This is a genomic window from uncultured Campylobacter sp., from assembly GCF_938045595.1.
In the GTDB taxonomy this organism is placed as follows: Bacteria; Campylobacterota; Campylobacteria; order Campylobacterales; family Campylobacteraceae; genus Campylobacter_B.
Genome location: NZ_CALIBB010000296.1, coordinates 1 through 18,109, shown reverse-complemented (window position 1 = coordinate 18,109; position 18,109 = coordinate 1). Strand labels below are relative to the sequence as shown.

The following is an 18,109-nucleotide window of genomic DNA, read 5'->3' as shown; positions in this document are numbered from 1 at the left end:
CTTACGCTTGTTTTTGCGGTCGCGATCTGCGCCTATACGGGCTTTTTGATCTCGGTTTTAGTTAGATTTCCTATCCTTAATACCGCCGTTTTACCCGCGCTTTTCGTGGCATCGGGCTTATCGGCGGGTATTGCGGGCTCAAGCCTAATAGCCGCGCTTTTCTTTAAAGCTGAGCTGCACGGCGGCGATCTAAAAACCTTGCACGCCGTCGAGTGGCCGGTTTTAGCGATGGAAATTTTACTAATCGGCATGATTTTCGTCTCGCTAGTAACGGGCAGCGACGTGCAAAAAGCCGCCAGCGTCGCCTTTAGCGAAGGCGTTTACGCTCAGCTATTTTGGCTAGGCGTCGTGGGCGTAGGCTTTTGCGTACCGCTAGTTTTAAATTTCGCACTGGGCAAAAAGATCGCTCACTCTGCGTTTGCGTTCTACGTTAGCGCGCTTGCCAGCGTGGTCGGAGTATTACTTCTTAGAATGTTTATACTATACGCAGGTCAAACTTACGATATAATAATGTAAAAAATTCGAAAGAGGCGATTTTGGGCGTAAATTTATTTAGATTTTTCACTTCTTACAAATTTGCGCTCTGCCTCCTTTTCATTCTAGCCGCAGGTGCCGGCGTCGCAACCTTTTTAGAGAGCATTTACGATACGCAAACTGCTAAAATTTTAGTCTATGAGGCGCGCTGGTATGAGTGCGTCATGGGCGCTGCGACGCTTTGCCTGCTCGGAATAATCATAAAATCTAAAATGTGGCGCCGCTTCGGCTCCTTCGTCCTTCACGCGGCATTTATCGTTATCTTTATCGGCGCGGCGCTGACGCGCTATTTCGGCACCGAGGGCGTGCTGCACGTAAGGGCGGGCGAAAGCGAAAACGAGATGGTGAGCGTCAAACCATACTTGCAAATCCGCACGCAAGACGCGCTGTTCGAGCATCCGCTAAATCTATCCCAGATCGGCGATAACGATTTTAGCTTCACGCAAAGTATAAATTCTAAAAGCTTCACCGTCAAATTTAGCTCCTACAAACCCGCGCCCAAAGGCGAGCAGAGCACGCTTGCGGTAAAAGCGGGCTTTGAGGGCGGAAGCGAGCAAGAAGCGCAGCTGCGCGGCGGCGCGGGCTGGCTGGGTGAGCCTAAAATTTTAAACTTTGACGGCGAGGAGATAATGCTAAGCTGGGGCTCGAAACTCATAGAGCTTCCGTTTGCGGTAAAGCTTTTGAAATTTAAGCTCGAGCGCTACCCGGGCTCGCAAAGCCCGTCATCCTACGCCAGCGACGTTGAAATTTTAAAAGAGGGCAAGAGCGTGGGGGAGCATGAAATTTATATGAACCACCCGCTAAGCTTTGGCGGCTTTAAGCTCTTTCAATCCTCCTACGATACCGACGAGCTGGGCACGGTGCTGGAGCTTAATCGCGATCCGGGTAAAATCCCCACTTATTTCGGCTATTTCTTGCTTTGCGTCGGATTTATTGGAAATCTTTTTACCGCCGGCAGCAGGTTTAAAAAGCTCGCTAAATTTATCAAAAATAATGCGCCCGCCGCGCTTCTTCTAATCGCGCCGCTTTTTTTTAGCATTGAGCTTCGCGCCGCGGATGAAAACTATCTAGCAAACCTTAAAGCCAACTCGCGCGTTCACGCAAACGGCGCGTTCGCGGAGCTTTTGGTGCAAGATTACATGGGTAGGATCAAGCCGCTTAGCACCGAAGCAAGCGAGATCGTAAATAAAATTTCAGGCACGGAGGGGCTTTACGGTCTAAGCGCCGAGCAGATGATCCTAGGAATGAGCCTAAATCCCGCGTTTTGGCGCGATCAAAAGATCATCAAGATCAAAAACGACGAGATCAAAAAGATGCTAGGCTTGGCGCCGCAGGAGCGATATGCGAGCTTTAATTCGGTCTTTGATGAAAACGGCAACTACAAGCTCGCCCACGCCCTGGACGAGGCGAATGAAAAAAGCGCCTCGCGCCGCGGCGTGCTCGATAACGAGCTGATTAAATTCGACGAGCGGCTAAACATCGCGTATCTGACCTTTAGAGGGGTGTTTTTTAAATTTATCCCCGTGCCGAACGACCCGCAAAACACCTGGCTCTCGCCGAACGACGCCTTTGCGGATTATAGTATTGCTCCGCAGATCAAAGGCGTGCTAAACGACTATCTAAACGGCTTGCAAGATGGAATTTCGGATAATGATTGGGCTAAAGCGGATGCAGCACTTGCGGAGCTGAAAAACTACCAAAGAGCCACCTCGGCGGCTATTCTTCCAAGCGTTAGCCGCGTCAAGGCCGAGGTGTTTTACAACAAAGCTTCGGTTTTCAAAAAGCTAGTTTATTGCTATATAATCCTAGGAGGCATAGCTCTTGTTTTGGCGCTTTTCGGCGCACTTTGCGGTAAGCGCTTCACGCTCACGCAAAAAATTTTATTTGCAGCCTTTGCAATATGTTTTACGGCACATACCCTCGCGCTCGCGCTGCGCTGGTACGTAGCGGCTCACGCGCCGTGGAGCGATAGCTATGAGTCGATGATCTACATCGGTTGGTCGGCGGCGCTTGCAGGGATCATATTTTTTAGAAAGTCCCTACTTACGCTAAGCGCAAGCTGCTTGCTGGCTAGCATCGTGATGCTAGTAGCGCATATGAGCTTCGTAAATCCGCAGATTACTAACCTCGTGCCGGTGCTAAAGTCCTATTGGCTTAGCATCCACGTCTCGGTTATCACGGCTAGCTACGGATTTTTAGGGCTTAGCTGCTTGCTCGGGCTTTTGGCTCTTATTTTGATGGCGCTTAAAAACGGCGCTAATCGCGAGCGGCTCAACGCTCAGATCAGATATATAACGGCAATCAACGAGATCAGCCTCATCGTGGGGCTTTCGATGCTGACGCTCGGAAATTTCTTCGGCGGCGTGTGGGCGAATGAGAGCTGGGGCCGATACTGGGGCTGGGATAGCAAAGAGACCTGGTCGTATGTCTCGATCATCGTCTATGCGATCGTGCTGCATCTAAAATTTATCCCGAAACTCGGCTCGATCTATGTTTATTGCGTGAGCTCGATGCTTGCGTATAGCTCGATCATAATGACCTATTTCGGCGTAAATTTCTACCTCACCGGCATGCACTCTTATGCCGCGGGAGATGCGCCGCAGATACCCGCGCCGTTTTATTGTATAATAGCGGTAATCTTTTTAATAATCGCTCTTGCCTTCAGGGGCAGGGACGTAAAAACGATATAAAGGAGTAAATTTGAAAAAATTTCTAATAGCGTTAGCCTTGGCTGCCGCGGCAAATGCGGGCTTTATCAGCGAGGGCATTCAAGCGCAGCAAAGCGGCGATCATAAAAAACTCGCAGAAATTTACGAGCGAGCGTGCGGTTTGGAAAATAAAGCTTCGGGATGCTATAATCTAGCCGTTTTATATTTTGAGGGCACCGGCAACGTAGAGAAAAATTTCGAAAAAGCGATCAGTCTCTACGAGAAGGCGTGCAGCGCTAAATTTGCGCTTGCGTGCAACAATCTAGGCTATATCTACGAAAGCGGCAACGGCGCGGATCAAAATTTCACCAAAGCCGCGGCTTATTACGAAAAAGCCTGCAAAGATAACGAAGGCTGCACCTCGCTCGGGCTTTTATATGCAAACGGCGCCGGGCTTACAAAGGACGTAGCCAAGGCGGCGAGCCTTTATGAAAAGGCCTGCACCTACGGCGATATGATGGGCTGCAACAACCTGGGCTATCTGTATCTAAAGGGCGAAGGCGTGCAGCAAAGCTTCGCGAAGGCTAAAATTTTTTATGAAAAAGCCTGCGGCGGCGACATCGGCATCGGCTGCAACAATCTAGGCTATCTATACGCCTTCGGGCAGGGGGTGGACCAGGATTATAAGCAAGCAAAGCAGCAGTATGAAAAGGCGTGCAACCTCGGCCACTTCGACGGCTGCAATAATTTAGCCATAATGTATGCCGAGGGTAAGGGCGTGAAGTCCGATAACGCCAAAGCAAAAGAGTTTTTCAAAAAAAGCTGCGACGGCGGCATCAAGATGGGATGCGAGAATTTGGAATTTTTGAACTCGATTAGTAAGTAAATTTGAAATATTAAAATTTTTAAGGAGATAGTATGATTTTACGTTCGTTTTTAGCTTCGGCTGCGCTTGTTGCGCTCGTTTGCGGTGCCTCGATGGATGGGGCTAATAAGCCGGCACAGCCGATGTTTCAAAGCGTGGATCCTAGCAAGGCTACGCTTGTAGGAAGCGGCGAGGGCAAAGAATACTGCGCCGTTTGCGGAATGAATTTGGTTAAATTCTATAAAACTAATCACGTTTGGAACGGCAAGCAAGTAGCTTCTCTGCACTGCTTGTACGAGCTAACGGAGGGAAAAATTCCAAGCGATGCGCAGGTCGTCGATACGAAAAATCTAAATTTGATCGACGTAAATAAAGCCTTTTACGTCGTGGGCAGCAAGGTCAAAGGCACGATGAGCCGTAATAGCAAATACGCCTTCTCAACCGAAGCCGACGCGAAAGAATTTCAAGCCGAAAACGGCGGCGAGATAGTAAACTTTGCCAAAGCCTACGAGATTGCGGGGCAGGACTTCGCGGGCGATAACAAGATGATCAAAGCCAAGCGCGAGGGCGGCGTTTACGCGCACGGTAAAGAATTTTACGAAACAAACTGCGCTAAAACCGAAGCGAAAAGCTTTAAAGCCATCTCCGAGCTTAAAGCTCATCTCAAAAATGTTTGCGACGCAAAAGGCGCGAGCAAGGAGCCTGAGTACGACAAACACCTGCAAGCCGCGGCGCTGTATCTATGGGATGCCCCGGCAAATTTAGGCAGCAGCGGTAAAGATACAAAAGCGAAAAAGCCTGAAAAGATCGTCGTGCCCGAGGGTGCTAAATGCCCGGTCTGCGGCATGCTAGTGGGCAAAAACCCTAACTGGGCGGCGATGATAGAGGTTCAGGGCGGCGAGAACTTGTATTTTGACGGCGTGAAAGATATGATGAAATACTACTTCCAAAAGGGCAAGGGCTTTGATAAAATTTTCGTAACCGACTACTATAAGCTTCATAAGATCGACGCTAAAAGCGCCTTTTTCGTGCTCGGCTCCAACGTCTTAGGACCGATGGGTGACGAGCTCATTCCATTTGAAAGCGAGAGCGCGGCTAAGACCTTCGCTAAAGATCACGGAGGCAAGAGTGTACTTAAATTTGATGAAATTCAAGAGAGCGTAGTAGAAGGGCTATGAGGCTCATTTGCGCTTTAATGATCTTTTTTGCCGCCCTTTACGCGCTCATCGCGGTGCATTATGTAAGCTTTGATCGCGCAAAGGGCGAGCAGTGTCTGCAAAAGCTAGCGCGCGAGATAAAGGACGTGCGGCTCTCAAGCAGCTTTAAGAGCAAAGCATACGCGGAGTTCGTCTATGATAAGTAAAAACTTCATCGACTACTCCGTAACTCTGCTGCGAAAAGACAGAGCCGATCACTCCTTTAGCTTCGCAATATTTGCATTTATCGTTTTTATTTTAAGCTCGGTGCTTTTCATCTCGGGCTCCATTCAAAACGATCTTGAAAAGGTCATCAAGCTCAGACCCGACATCGTCGTAGAGGCTCTGCGCGCCGGCAAACGCGACCTGATGCACGACGGCTATATCTACGATATCTCTAAAATCGCGGGCGTCAGTGAAGTGCAGGGCGCCGTGGACGGGATGTATTACTTCGCCCAAAAGCGCGTTTGGTTTCATATCGTAGGCGACGAAAGCCTGAGCGAAAACGAAATGATCGTAGGCGAGGGGGTAAAAGCGGCGATGGGCGAGTGGTACTATGAGGACGAGTTTCACTTCTTAACCGAACAGCGCCTAATCGCGATTAAGATTAATAAAATTTCGCCGCACGAAAGCAGCATCGTCTCAAACGACGTGATCTATCTCAACCCCGATACCGCGCGCGAGGTGCTAAGCCTGAAGGAGGGCGAATACACGAAGCTCTACGTAAGCGTGCCCAACCCCAACGAAGTAAGCGAAGTAGCGCTTAAGATCGTAAATTTATACCCCAACACGGAAGTCCTTAGTGCCGAGGATGCGGTAGCCGAAGTGAGGCATCTGTATTATTACAAGGGTGGAATTTTTATGGTGCTTTACGCCGTGGCGATGATCTCGTTTTTCATCTTGCTGAAAAATCAAATTTCGCTCGCATACGGCGAGAAGAAAAAAGAGATCGCGATCTTGCGCAGTATAGGCTTTTGTATTAAAGACATCATCGCGATGAAATTTATCCAAAATTTCATCGTCTCGCTAAGCGCTTATCTACTCGGCGTCGCGGGCGCTTATGCTTATGTTTTTATCCTGGATGCGCCGCTTCTGCGCGATATATTCTTAGGCGGCGAGCTGCGAAATTTCATCACCTTCACGCCCGCGATAAATTTCAATATGCTCTTTTTGATCTTCGTCTTTAGCGTGATCCCGTTTTTAGCCTTCGTCATCATCCCATCCTGGCGCATCGCTATAGGCGATATGAGCGAGGCGGTCAAATGAGCAAGATAGAGATTAAGCAGCTTTATAAAATTTACAACGAGGGCAGGGCGAATGAATTTCGCGCTTTAAAAAACATAAGCTTAAGCGTCGAGGAAGGGCAGATCGTAATCTTAAAAGGGGTCAGCGGCAGCGGCAAAAGCACGCTTCTATCCATCATAGGCGCGCTTTCTAAGCCGAGTAGCGGCGAGGTTTTAGTTGACGGCGCAAACGTTTCCAAGCTCGCCGATATCGAAAGCTCCGCGTATCGCCACAAAAAAATCGGCTTTATATTTCAGTCTTTCAACCTGCTTGAGGCGCTTAGCGTCTATAAAAACGTCCTTGCGCCGCTTAGCCTTGAGCGGCTGAGCAGAGATGAGCTTGGCGCGCGCATAGATGAAGCGATGCAGATTGCTAATATCGCGCATAAAAAAGATCAGATCGTCTCGAGCCTTAGCGGCGGCGAGAAGCAGCGCTGCGCTATCGCAAGGGCGCTCGTGATGAATCCGCAGATCATCTTGGCCGATGAGCCGACGGCAAATTTAGACAAACAAAACTCGCTCGGCTTTATCGAAATGCTCTCAAAGCTCAAAGAGCTTAAAAAAACCGTTTTGATCGCGACGCACGACATACTCTTCGACGAGCTAAGCTTCGTAGATCAATACGTGTTTTTAAAAGACGGAGAAATTTCAGCATGAGCGTATTTTTATCGGGTAGCGTGATCGCGTTTTTGGCCGTGGAGCTGATCGTAATAGCGTTGATGGCGATCTCGCAGTTTCACATCGTGCGGATCATGCGCTACTGGGACTTTAACGCCACCTCAAATTTACAATACGCCCTGGAGAAAAGAAACTATCTCATCAACACCATTTTGTTCTTCACGATAGCGTGCAAGATCATTTTGTTTATATTTTTCGCGCTCTGCCTAAACGAGCTCTCTTCGGTCGTGCCAGGCGCGATGTGTTCCGCAGGCGTCGTGGGCTCGAACCGCTACGGCAATATCCTGCTGCTTTTAAAAATTTTACTGATCTTCGGCTTTGGGCTCTGGCTTATTTTAAACAGCCTCGATCTTAAAGCGGGCAAATTTCCCTATCTGCGGCGCAAATACCTGATCTTTACCATCCTTTTTACGGGCGTTTTGGCGGAGTTTATTTTAGAAATTCTATTTTTTATCAATATTCCGCTGCGCGTGCCGGTGTTTTGCTGCTCGGTCGTATTTCGCGCGCCGAAGCTACCGTTCGGCTACACGCAGGCGCTTTTGGCGACCTTTTTCTACGCGATATTAGGCGCCATTTTGATCTTAAATTTCTTAAAGCAGTCGATGGCGAGCTTTGCTCTGAATTTGCTCTTTTTGTTCGTCGCATACTACGCGATCACCTATTTTTTCGGGCTTTACGTTTACGAGCAGCCCAACCATAAATGCCCGTATTGCATGCTTTTGAAGGATTATTACTTCGTCGGCTATGCGATTTGGGGCTCGCTGTTTTTGGGTATATTTTTCGGCATCGTGCCGTTTTTAACAGAGCTCATCACCAAGCGCGCCTACACCCACCTGCTTAAATACTCCTCGTTCTGGCTCATTCTAAACGCGCTCATCTGCAGCGCCTACGTCGTCAAATACTACTTCGTGCGGGGCGCGCTGCTATGATTAAGAAAATTTTTGCCGCGGTTTTGCTCGCCTGCGTGATGGGGCTGCTCATATCGTCGATGGATATAGCCGAATCCAAAATTTCTGTGCGCCACGGCAATACGGATAAGCAGCCGCTGCAGATCGAATTTGGCAAATACCTATGCCACGAGAGCGGCACGGTGATAAACGATCTGTACAACACCGCTCAGGCCGTTATGCCAAACGGCGATACATATTTTTTCAACGACATCGCAAACGTCTTTATGTGGCTGATGCGGCAAAAAAACAGAGATGAGATCGTGGTGTGGGTTTATTCGCAAGACACCGAAAAATACATCATCGCCAAGGACGCCTGGTACTCGCGCGTCGAGATCACGCCGATGGGATATGGCTTTGGCGCGTATGAGTTTCACAACTACGGCAGGAGCGACTACTACTACGATGAGATCGTGCTGTGCGCCGCTCGCGGCGAGACGCTGCTAAATCCACTCATCAACATCCTGCTATCTGAAAATAAAATTTAGCCTCTCGGCGGATCGGAAAATGAAATTTAGTCCTGCGATGGATCGGAAATAAAATTTAACCGTGCGGCAGGTAGAAATAAAATTTAACTCCGCAGCGGGCGCGACTTGTCGCAGATACGGCTCGTCGCTTAAATTTTTACTCATGACTACCGCTTTTATTAAATTTGTCCGCTACTGCCGCTTTCGTTAAATTTAGCTCGAGTCCGAGTTTGCGTTCGCTCACAATTATTAAATTTGCTCGTATTTGCCCGAGCTCGCGCCCATTCGTATTCATTAAAATTTATCCCGCATTCGCTCATTAAGCTAGCCTAAAATTCAGCCTGTATCGGCTTACCATTGTTAAATTTACCCGTCTATGTCCAAACTCTTGCTCGTCCGCTCTTATGGAATTTAGCTCGTATTTGCCTGCTCGCATCGTCTTGCTCGTTTAAATTTGACCCGCCAGCACCGCTTGCTTGTATCGGCCGCTTCGTCCGCGTTAAAATTCCAGGCCGCACTCGCTCGTTAATTTTATACGGTTTTCGGCGTGAGGCGCGAAAATTATCGTCTTTAAAATGCGAAATTCGCACCTCCTACGCCGTCTTGCCATAGAATTAAAAAATGTCTAATTCGATCCAAATTAAAACGCTTGGCTCAAAATTCGGTGCCACCGATATCATTACCTTTCTACTAAAATTCCAGTCTCAATCTTAGTCCTATGCCGTTAGATTTAATATCGCTTCCATATGCTCCGACGTAGGAGAGCTTAAGCGTAGCGCGGCTTGAAAGAGATGCCTCGATTCCTGCTTCGGCAGTCGTTAGGTTTTGTAACCTCTCACCTTTTAGCTGCGTACCACCTAGCCCGTTTACGTATAAATAAGCCTGCGGCTGCTTATCCGAAAAGAAGCGATTATATGCCACGTCTGCGCTTGCTCTTAAACCTACTCCGCCGATTCTAAACGGAACGCTAGGTTTTATACCAACGCTTACGGCTTGTAAATTTCGCGTTTTGTTTTCAATGCGAATCAAAGAGTTGCTGACGTTATCTATTTTCGTGCGAGTATGCGAAACACCAGCGTAGGGTTCTACACTAAAGCTGTCCGCGTTGCTAAAACCCATATAAGAAACCTGTGCGAATGCACTTAAACTAGAGGCATTTGAGCCTACATATTCGTAAGCTATAGGCGAAACCGATGAGATTAGCTTTCTATCTCGATCATATTTCGAATATATCGCACCGAAGCTAAATTTAACGGGTTCAAAACCGATGTCGGAATAAATTCCGCTATGAAAATCCTTGCTTTTGACCTCCTTGGTGCCGCTTATTTTATCGTCCGTACGCCCTGCGCCTACAAATACACCGACGCTTGAACTATCGCCGATTAAAGAGTCAATACCGATTAAATTTACGAACGAATCGGAATGCAATTTACCAATACCGGTATCTTTATCAGATTTAATTCGATTTGTGCCCGAAAAGATCCAAAATCTAGTGTCTTTATCAATATTTACGGTATTCGCGCCACCTCTGTTTTTAACGACGCTTGCCATCATTATGGAATTTATCGCGGAATTATTTGCCGCAGCGAATTCAGCATCATTTGCGAACGCGCTATAATACTCTCGCGCTTGAGCATGGTTTGAGCCTAAAATTTGCGTATAAATTCCGCTACCGCGATTGGCGACGAGTAGATCTGCGAACGCTCTTTGCGAAGAGCTTAGTGCAAAATCTTGCATACTCGTTCCACTTTGGATCGAAAGGCGTAAATTTGAGCCACTCGCCTCCTCTTTGCTCGTTTTGAAAAACGCATAGCTATCCTGAGTGCTTGCTAAATTTGCACCGCTAAATGTGCCCGTGGCGGTTAAAATTTTCTTAGAGCCGGGGTTGTCGACGAGGTTTTGAAGATCGCTAGTATTAACTTGCCCTGCTCTTAGTAATGAGCCTTGCTTAAAGCTCAAATTTAAATTATTCACGCCATCATTTACTACGAATGCACCACCGCTATTGATTGTTGCTTTTACGGTGGTTGCATCGCTTGCCTTGCTCACGCTTCGCCAGCCGTTCCTTTCAGGTATCCTATATACTGCAGAGTGCAAGATTTCAAGTTCGCCGCTATTTTGTACATCGATATGTTTGCTTTTACCGATTGATTGATTGAGTGCCGAAATTTTGCCACCATAGATAGTGGTAACCCCGGTGAAAGTGTTGTCGCCCGTAAGTGTTAAGGTGCCGCTGCCTCTTTTGATGAGCGCACCCTCATAGCCCTGTGCGGCCCGCTCGGCTCTCGCCTTCTCTCTTGCGGTCTCAAAAGTAAGCTCAGCTTTTTCCTCTGGGCTTAAATTTTGTTTTGAAGCAAGGATGGCTTTTCTTGCTGCCCAAACGGCTGCTTCGTTTTGATCCTCGATTTTTCTAAATTTGATAGCTTTATCAGATATATCGTTGCTCCATATATCGTCTTGATCCATGGTAATGTCGAAATTTCCTAAAAATTGCCCAGGACCAAACATCGCTTTGCCAAGGTCTAAGATACCCCAGCCCCAGACTTTGCTTGGTACACCGAGCCCGTCACTGCCCCAGCGCTCCAAGGGTTGCCCTTCGTGACCTGCTCTAAGCGTCGTTTGTCTTGCGGTAGTAAGCATCGTATCGCGGACCTGTGCCGCATTCATATATGGATAGCGCTGGAATATGACACCTAACGCACCGCTTACGTGTGGAGCCGCCATAGAGGTACCACCCCAGCTAGCGTATGAAGCCTTTTTAGTTTTTAGATTTACGGTGGAGGAGTAAATATCTGCAGCGGGTGCGGCGATCGTCCACCATTTGGAATTTCCTGCGAGATTAAATCTCTGTGCATCACTTACTTCGCCGTTTGCGTTACTGCCGTTAGGATAGCCCCAAGTACCATTTTGTCCCGTGACATTTACCCAGTATTTTTCTGCATCAGGCCTAAAATACGGCAGGGCTGCACGAGTAAAAGACTCCGCCATAAGGCTTCTATTTCCCGCCGTAAAAACCTGAATGACCTGCCTTTTGACCGCTACTTCGTATGCGGCGTCTATGAAGCTTTTCTCGCCTTTAGTAACAAACTGGTAGTAAGCTTTCTTGGCTGCGTTTAAATCTTTTAGATACATATGATCTTTAGCGTTGTTGGTTTCAGTAACGCTGATAGTATCTCTGATGTTCGTATTGTATTCGTTTATATGCCTTAAGCCAGAGGATGGTTTATAGCCAGTAGCGCCTGAGTAGGCGGAATTTACCTTTCTATTTGACCCCCAACTATTGTTGATTACCCTGACGCCTGCATCGGCAAGCGCGTTGTAACCTTTTAGAAAAAAATTGTAATCCTGATTCGGTCCGTAAGTCATACCATCGTTGCCGCCTGTATTTGCGGAGTATAAATTTGACTTATACGCTACGCCGTGCATTCCGTTACCGTCCCTGCTTGCAGCCATAGTACCACTCACATGCGTGCCGTGGCTATCATTTACGCCTGCTTGCCACGAGCCATCGATGTCGAATTTTTCGCCCTTTTTAAACTCACCCTTATTTGTCTCGTCGTATTCACTGCTTGAACCTGCCTTAAAGGGTGAATTGCCATATTTAGTATCGGGATATCTCATTCCGTCTTTATCGTATACGCCACTGCTTTTTACAATATTTATCCTTCCGCCTCCAAATTCTGGGTGGCTAAGCAGTACGCCCGAGTCCATAACGCCGATTTTTACGCCGCTACCGTCAAAGCCTAGCGCATAAGCCGTAGAAGCATTCATTGAGGTTAAACCCCAATCTTTTTTATATTCGTCACTCTCCCAACTACTCGTATTACCGAGCATTCCCGTTTCGGTATAGGCGCCTAGACAAGTACCCGATAGCAGCAAACATGCCGCTATGGATAGCGTAGGTAGGTTTAAGTGCTCTTTGCAGTACAAATTTGTAAATTTCGATGTTAGATCGTAATTCATAGGTATCCTTTCGTAAAAAATTTATTTAATTATACATTGCTTAAAATTAAATATTAATTATTATAAATAAGAAATTTCAATTACAAATTTTAGATAATACCAGAAGGAATGAGCTTGCGTAAGTTAAACTTTTTATATATTACGGCATATAAAATAAATGCTCAACAAATAAATTTATATCAATACGGGCGCCGAAATTTTAAGCTATAATGGCGCTAAATTCCACATTAAAGGAGCGAAAATGAGCGAAATTTTAGATCAGACGCTGGAGTGCGCGAAAGAAATTTTAGGCGCCCGGGCGCTAGATCTTAAGATCGAGCGCGCGGTCGTGGGGCTGTTTTTTAGCGGCGTGAAGCTGCAAGGAGGCGCGTGCGGGCTTAGCTATACGCCGCTAAAGTCCCTATCGGGCGCCGTTTGCTGCCCCTCGCAAGCAAGCGCGATGCCCGATTCGGGCAATATCGCAGGCAAAAGCGTGCGCTATCTGCTGCGCGATCTAGGCTCCGCCGCGCCGCTTAAAAAGACGCTCGCGCTCGCCGCGCTAAATGCGCTTGGAAGGGCGTGTTTTGATAAAATTCACGCGGATTACGACGTAAAATTCGGCGCCGATCCCTTTGAGCAGCTGCAGATCGAGCGCGGCAGCTTTAGCGTCGTCGTGGGCGCGCTGGTGCCCTACATCAAGACGCTGATGAAAAAGGGCGCGGATTTTAAAATTTTAGAGCTTGACAAAAGCACGCTCAAGCAGGCCGAGTTGCCGTTTTATCTGCCCGCAAGCGAGGCTGCAAGCGTCGTGCCGCGCGCAGATAACGTGATAATCACGGCTACGACGCTCATCAACGATACGCTCGATGGGCTTTTGCGCCTGAAAAAAAGCGGCGCCAAGCTCGTGCTCGTGGGGCCTACCACGCCGCTACTGCCGCAGGCGCTGTTTGAGCGCGGCGTGGACTTTGCGGGCGGCACGCTCGTGCGGGATGCGGACGCGGTGCTCGATATCATCGCGCAGGCGGGCTCGGGGTATCATTTTTTGGGTAAATTTGCCGATAAAATCACGATTTGCAAGGGCTAAAGCGCGGATTGAAATTTTAAAATTTTGCGCGTAAAGAACTTAAATTTAAAGGAGAAAAATATGCAAAAGTGCGTCTATATCGTGCACGGCTACGATGCTTCGCCTAAAAGCCATTGGTTTGCCTGGCTCAAAGGCGAGATCGAAAAATCGGGCGCGAGGGCGGAAATTTTAGCGATGCCTACGCCTGCGCATCCGAGGCTTGATGAGTGGCTGAAAACTCTACGCGAAAGCGTGAAATTTGAAGGCGAAGTTTATCTGGTCGGACACAGCCTCGGCTGCCCTACGATCTTAAATTTCTTACAAAGCAGTGCCGCAAGCGGCGCAGTAGAGGGCGCCCTGCTGGTCTCGGGGCTTGCAAAGCCGCTTAGCGATCCGCAATTTAAAATTTTAGACGAGTTTATGGATAAAGGCTTTGATTTTGAGCGCATAAAAGCCGCCGCAAAACAGCGCGCGGTGGTTGCCGCAAAGGATGATTATATCGTGCCGTTTAGTTTCAGCCGCGAGTTAGCGGAACAGATCGATGCTAAGTTTTACGAGGTGCAAAAGGGTGGGCATTTTTTGGATAGAGACGGCTTTACGAAGTTTGATCTCGTGTATGAAATTTTAGAAAAAATGATGAAGCTAAAGGGCTAGGCTTAGGGTAAACGCACCTACTCGGTTTTTGCTACTGCATTCGCGCAGCTCGCGTTTTTCTCTGCTGGAGTTCGGATTTGCTTTGTAGCTAAGATAAGGGTCTAGTCTTTAGCTCAAAGTTCGCTGCCCGCATAAATAAATAGATAAGCCCGCGGTGCAATTGCCGTTTGCAAAAGCAAGTTCCGCGCCGTTTTAAAATTTTGCAAACGCTGCAGCAAGGATAAGTGCGTTTTATATAAATTTCAAAACGCAGCGGCTAGTGAGAATTTTATCCGTTCGCAAAATTTTGCCCGCAGAGAAATTTCATACTCGGCTCGCGCGAGCTAAATCCGTGTTCAAGCCCATGCTGCGTAGGAGATAAAATTTAGTGGGCGCGAAAGGCGGATAAGTTTAGTTTTTATTTTCGTTAAACATATACGAAATCACGAAAACGAGCAAACAAACGGGCGCGAACGCAAATGCGAACGCCACACTCCAGCCGGCGGCACGCTCGCCCCAAAAATACCCCGCCGCGAAGCATGCCAAAAACCCGCCGTAAAAAGCGCCGAGCGATAAATTTTCTACCGAAAAAAGCAGCAAACTAAGATTTGGATTTTTTACAAACAGCTTGCTTGGCTTAAAATTTTTATACCTTTTGAACAAATACCAAAACAGCGCGCAAGCTAAAATCGCAAATATTGCCGCAAAAACGGTAATTCTTAGCGCGTCCTCAAAAGGCAAAACCGCCAAAATCAAAGCCGCTGCCCACCAATCAAGCAAGAAAACCATCGGCAAAGCGAGCAGATATCTCGCCGTCCTGTGAAATTTATACCTTTGCTCCGCATCCATCGGTCTTAAGTCCCATAAATTTTTTAATGAAATTAATATTAGAGAATTTAGCGCATCTCTATATCTCTACCGCCCAAATAATATTCTTCCAGCGGATAATTTATATTGCCGCAGTTATCAAATTTAAACCCTTTTCCGATACCAACTACGGCATTTTTTCTCTTTTTATAATACTCTCTAGTAATGTCAAAATTTGTTACCAAGTCATAAATATACTCAGAATGGTTAAATTGCATATAATTACCGTTAAATATAGCAAATTTATCAAGAAACAAAGTGCCAGCAATAGCTTTATCGTCGCCGTCAACCCTAACTATCGGTCTGTCAAATCCAACGCTCGTATCTTTCAAATTTATTTTTAGATATTTCTTTGGATCGGTTTTTTTAGCCTTTAGCTCTTTCATCAGTATCTGCTCGGTCGTTTTTCCCTCTTGGTAATATTTTTCTAATACCTCAAAACAATTTGATAAGTTTATATTTTCTAGTTCATAGTATGCAACCTCGTATTTACTGGACCAAAATCTACCGAAGGTTTTTAACCTATAATCATCAATCATCCAATATAGCTTTACATCATAGTCCAAATATGCCCCTGCTACTCTTTTATATAGCTCCTCTTTGGGTAAAATTCTATCCTCTTTAAGGCAGTATCCTTGCTTGTATTTGTCGTAGTCGGAGAGAGAAACTATCACAAAGCCTCGCGAAGTGGAAAAATCGGGAATTATACGGATAAATGCGGCGCAGAGTATTACCGCTAGAAGTAACACCGCGGCTAGAATTTTAAATTTAAGTTTGCGAAATTTCATAACGATCCTTTAAATGCTGTCAGCGAAGCAAACGCACACCTCGCCGCTCCGTGAAATTTATACCTTTGCTCCGCGTTCATCGCCCCGACCTTTTTAAATTTGAGATAAATTTTAGCGACGCTCAAAGTTTTCTGCCTAGCGCCAAAACCTCTTTGCATCGCTAAATTTCATATCTAACGCTAGCCAATTTTAAATCGCCGCAACATTTAAATTTAAATTTTCGCCACGCTCAAATTCCTCTCGGCACGGCGCCAAAAATTTCAGATAAGCTCTAAAGCCGCGCCTTAGTTTTATGCCCGCAAAATTTAATTGCGCCGTAAAAAGTCGGTCTGCCACGTAAAATTCAGCGGCGCGGCGAAAGAGGGTCCGTCTCGTAAAGCGGTGCTACATCAAATTTAGCCACACAGCAAAAAGCTACTTCGCTGCGCAAAATTTAACCGCGAGCGCCAAAGCTCGTTACTTCTTCGGCTTGCTTAGCTCATAGCCGAAGTGGATCTTTTTGCTCTCGCCCGGCTTTAGCTCGAAGTCCCAGCTAAGCAGTCCGTCCTTGCCGAGGCTGCTCTGCTCGGGCGAGTTTTTCAGCGCGACCTTTACGTCCTCATGCGTCGAAACGGGCGCTCGCTCTTGCAAAACCACGTTCCACGCGCGCTTGGAGCTATTTTTGATCTCGTAATCCCAAGCCATGGAATTTTTACTTTCGCCGCCGAAAAATGAGTTTTTCGTGAAGTTGTTCGCCTGCTCTTTTTTGACTTCGATCAGACTATTTTTACCCAGATACGCCGTAGCCTCCGCGTTTGCGGCAAAGCCTAGATGCACGAGCCCGATCTGCACGCCATCGAGCTTTATTAGCGTTTCGCTCTCCTCTATGCTTCTTTCGGGGATAAATTTAGCCCGCACGTAGGCCGCCTCGCTGCCGTAGCCATCGATGAGCAGATCAAATTTCGCATCCAGACTCTGATTATCGAAGCTAAACTCGCCCGCCTCGCCCGCCTTGAGGCTTACGCCGCTAATTTTCCACACCTTTGAGAGCGAGCTTTCGATATTCGAGCCCGTCCTTGCGTACGACGATCTTGCCTCTGCCGCAGGCGCCCTCTGCATATCCGCCACCTCTAGCATCACGTCCTTTTTATACTCCGCCGCGGGCTCAGGCTTTCTAGGCTCGCCCTCGTACCACGGGTAAAACGGCTGCGGCGCGGTCTGCGAGGAGTATTCGTAAGGATACAGCGCGATCGTCAAATTCGCTAGCTCGGCGTTTAGCGGATTTTGCACCGAGAGTTTTTGCGCGACCTCGATTTTGCCGCTAGCAAGATCGGCAGAGAGCTCGTTGTGTGTGTAGGCACTTACGTCAACGGGGTAGCTGATCTTAACGAAGCTCGGATCGCAGTCAAAGTTCGCGTTTAAGCGGCGTTCGTTCTTGATCCGGTATTTTGAAATTTTCTCTTTGAGCTTTCCGATTTGCTCGTCCGTCTTTGAAATTTCGCCCGCTACAAGCAGGACTTCGTCGTAAATTTTTTGCGAATCCGTCTTTAGGCTTGCCAAACTTCTATCTTTCAGGCTCGCAAAATCGCTTAAAAAGCGCTGCTGCGCCTTAAGCGCGACCAGGCGGTCGCTTAGCTCGCGCAGGCTCTTTTCGTCTGCTTCTTTTTTGGCGAATTCTGCGTTTTTCACGGGCTCAATCTCTCCCAAAGACAATTCGCGCACTTCGCAAGAGCCCGCGATCTCGATGCTGCGGATATCCAAGTACTCCGGTACGTTCACGCTGAAGTTTGATTTTTGCGCGCCGAAGTTTTGATGCAAGAAGGCGGAGTTCGCGTAGATCTCAAGGCTGTTTTCCTGCGCGCTTAAATTTACGGCAAGCGCCGCAGCTGCGCTTAAAAGAACTATTTTTTTCATTTTCGCTCCTTAAAAATTTTACGTAATTGTAACGATAAATTTTGATTTTTATGCTTAAAATTCGGAGCGAATTTTAAAATTCCGGCCCTACCGCCCGCTTTGAAATTTTAAAATTTCGCCGCCGTAAAAACTCCGCCGCGGACGTTAAAATTTTACCGCCGCTAGCGCTCATTAAGTCCTCTCACTCTCGCAGCCTAAGCGATAAAATTTTAAAATTTCGAAGCCTCTATTACAAGGACGAGCTTCGCTCATCCGCGAAGTCAAACCGATAAATTTTAAAATTTTGCGTAGTAAAATTTCTGAAA

At 47.3% G+C, this 18,109-nt stretch carries 15 protein-coding genes; 11 read left to right on the top strand and 4 right to left on the bottom strand.

The genetic code is table 11. The features are described 5' to 3' along the window. The 9 genes from nrfD to Q0340_RS11430 form a co-directional block, all read left to right on the top strand. Window positions 1–516 (top strand): NrfD/PsrC family molybdoenzyme membrane anchor subunit (gene nrfD, locus Q0340_RS11470; protein ID WP_298083412.1); only part of this gene is annotated, 516 nt, incomplete at its 5' end. A gap of 20 nt (window positions 517–536) precedes the next feature. After that, on the top strand, window positions 537–3,224 hold the full coding sequence (ccsA, locus tag Q0340_RS11465) for a cytochrome c biogenesis protein CcsA (protein WP_298083411.1): 2,688 nt from the start codon (window positions 537–539) through the stop codon (window positions 3,222–3,224). 10 nt (window positions 3,225–3,234) lie between these two features. Continuing rightward, complete coding sequence (locus Q0340_RS11460; protein ID WP_298083410.1) at window positions 3,235–4,068, top strand: tetratricopeptide repeat protein; 834 nt, start codon at window positions 3,235–3,237, stop codon at window positions 4,066–4,068. 32 nt (window positions 4,069–4,100) lie between these two features. Beyond that, on the top strand, window positions 4,101–5,225 hold the full coding sequence (locus Q0340_RS11455; protein ID WP_298083409.1) for a nitrous oxide reductase accessory protein NosL: 1,125 nt from the start codon (window positions 4,101–4,103) through the stop codon (window positions 5,223–5,225). Continuing rightward, window positions 5,222–5,410, top strand: a complete 189-nt coding sequence (locus Q0340_RS11450; protein ID WP_295098450.1) for a hypothetical protein — start codon at window positions 5,222–5,224, stop codon at window positions 5,408–5,410. Before Q0340_RS11455 ends, Q0340_RS11450 begins: the two co-directional genes overlap by 4 nt. Next, window positions 5,400–6,509, top strand: coding sequence for an FtsX-like permease family protein (locus Q0340_RS11445; RefSeq protein WP_298083408.1), 1,110 nt, complete (start codon window positions 5,400–5,402; stop codon window positions 6,507–6,509). The genes Q0340_RS11450 and Q0340_RS11445 overlap by 11 nt, the downstream gene beginning before the upstream one ends. Beyond that, entirely contained in the window at window positions 6,506–7,183 is a 678-nt protein-coding gene (locus tag Q0340_RS11440) for an ABC transporter ATP-binding protein (RefSeq protein WP_298083407.1), read from the top strand. The genes Q0340_RS11445 and Q0340_RS11440 overlap by 4 nt, the downstream gene beginning before the upstream one ends. Next, entirely contained in the window at window positions 7,180–8,133 is a 954-nt protein-coding gene (locus Q0340_RS11435) for a hypothetical protein (RefSeq protein ID WP_298083406.1), read from the top strand. The genes Q0340_RS11440 and Q0340_RS11435 overlap by 4 nt, the downstream gene beginning before the upstream one ends. Continuing rightward, entirely contained in the window at window positions 8,130–8,639 is a 510-nt protein-coding gene (locus Q0340_RS11430; RefSeq protein ID WP_297879947.1) for a hypothetical protein, read from the top strand. The genes Q0340_RS11435 and Q0340_RS11430 overlap by 4 nt, the downstream gene beginning before the upstream one ends. Before the next feature lie 669 nt (window positions 8,640–9,308). On the opposite strand, the gene Q0340_RS11425 is transcribed toward Q0340_RS11430, so the two are convergent. Beyond that, on the bottom strand, window positions 9,309–12,581 hold the full coding sequence (locus Q0340_RS11425; RefSeq protein WP_298083405.1) for a S8 family serine peptidase: 3,273 nt from the start codon (window positions 12,579–12,581) through the stop codon (window positions 9,309–9,311). A gap of 241 nt (window positions 12,582–12,822) precedes the next feature. On the opposite strand from Q0340_RS11425, the gene Q0340_RS11420 reads away from it, so the two are divergent. Further along, a complete protein-coding gene (locus Q0340_RS11420) occupies window positions 12,823–13,644 on the top strand; it encodes a DUF364 domain-containing protein (protein WP_298083404.1) in 822 nt (273 codons plus the stop codon). Between the two features lie 60 nt (window positions 13,645–13,704). After that, window positions 13,705–14,277, top strand: coding sequence for an alpha/beta hydrolase (locus Q0340_RS11415; RefSeq protein WP_298083403.1), 573 nt, complete (start codon window positions 13,705–13,707; stop codon window positions 14,275–14,277). Window positions 14,278–14,667: 390 nt separating this feature from the next. On the opposite strand, the gene Q0340_RS11410 is transcribed toward Q0340_RS11415, so the two are convergent. From Q0340_RS11410 to Q0340_RS11400, 3 genes are all read right to left on the bottom strand, one after another. Next, window positions 14,668–15,105, bottom strand: coding sequence for a hypothetical protein (locus tag Q0340_RS11410; RefSeq protein WP_298083402.1), 438 nt, complete (start codon window positions 15,103–15,105; stop codon window positions 14,668–14,670). Window positions 15,106–15,152: 47 nt separating this feature from the next. Then, window positions 15,153–15,911, bottom strand: coding sequence for a hypothetical protein (locus Q0340_RS11405; RefSeq protein ID WP_298083401.1), 759 nt, complete (start codon window positions 15,909–15,911; stop codon window positions 15,153–15,155). A 456-nt stretch (window positions 15,912–16,367) separates the two neighbouring features. After that, entirely contained in the window at window positions 16,368–17,804 is a 1,437-nt protein-coding gene (locus tag Q0340_RS11400) for a DUF4139 domain-containing protein (RefSeq protein ID WP_298083400.1), read from the bottom strand. Window positions 17,805–18,109: the final 305 nt, after the last annotated feature.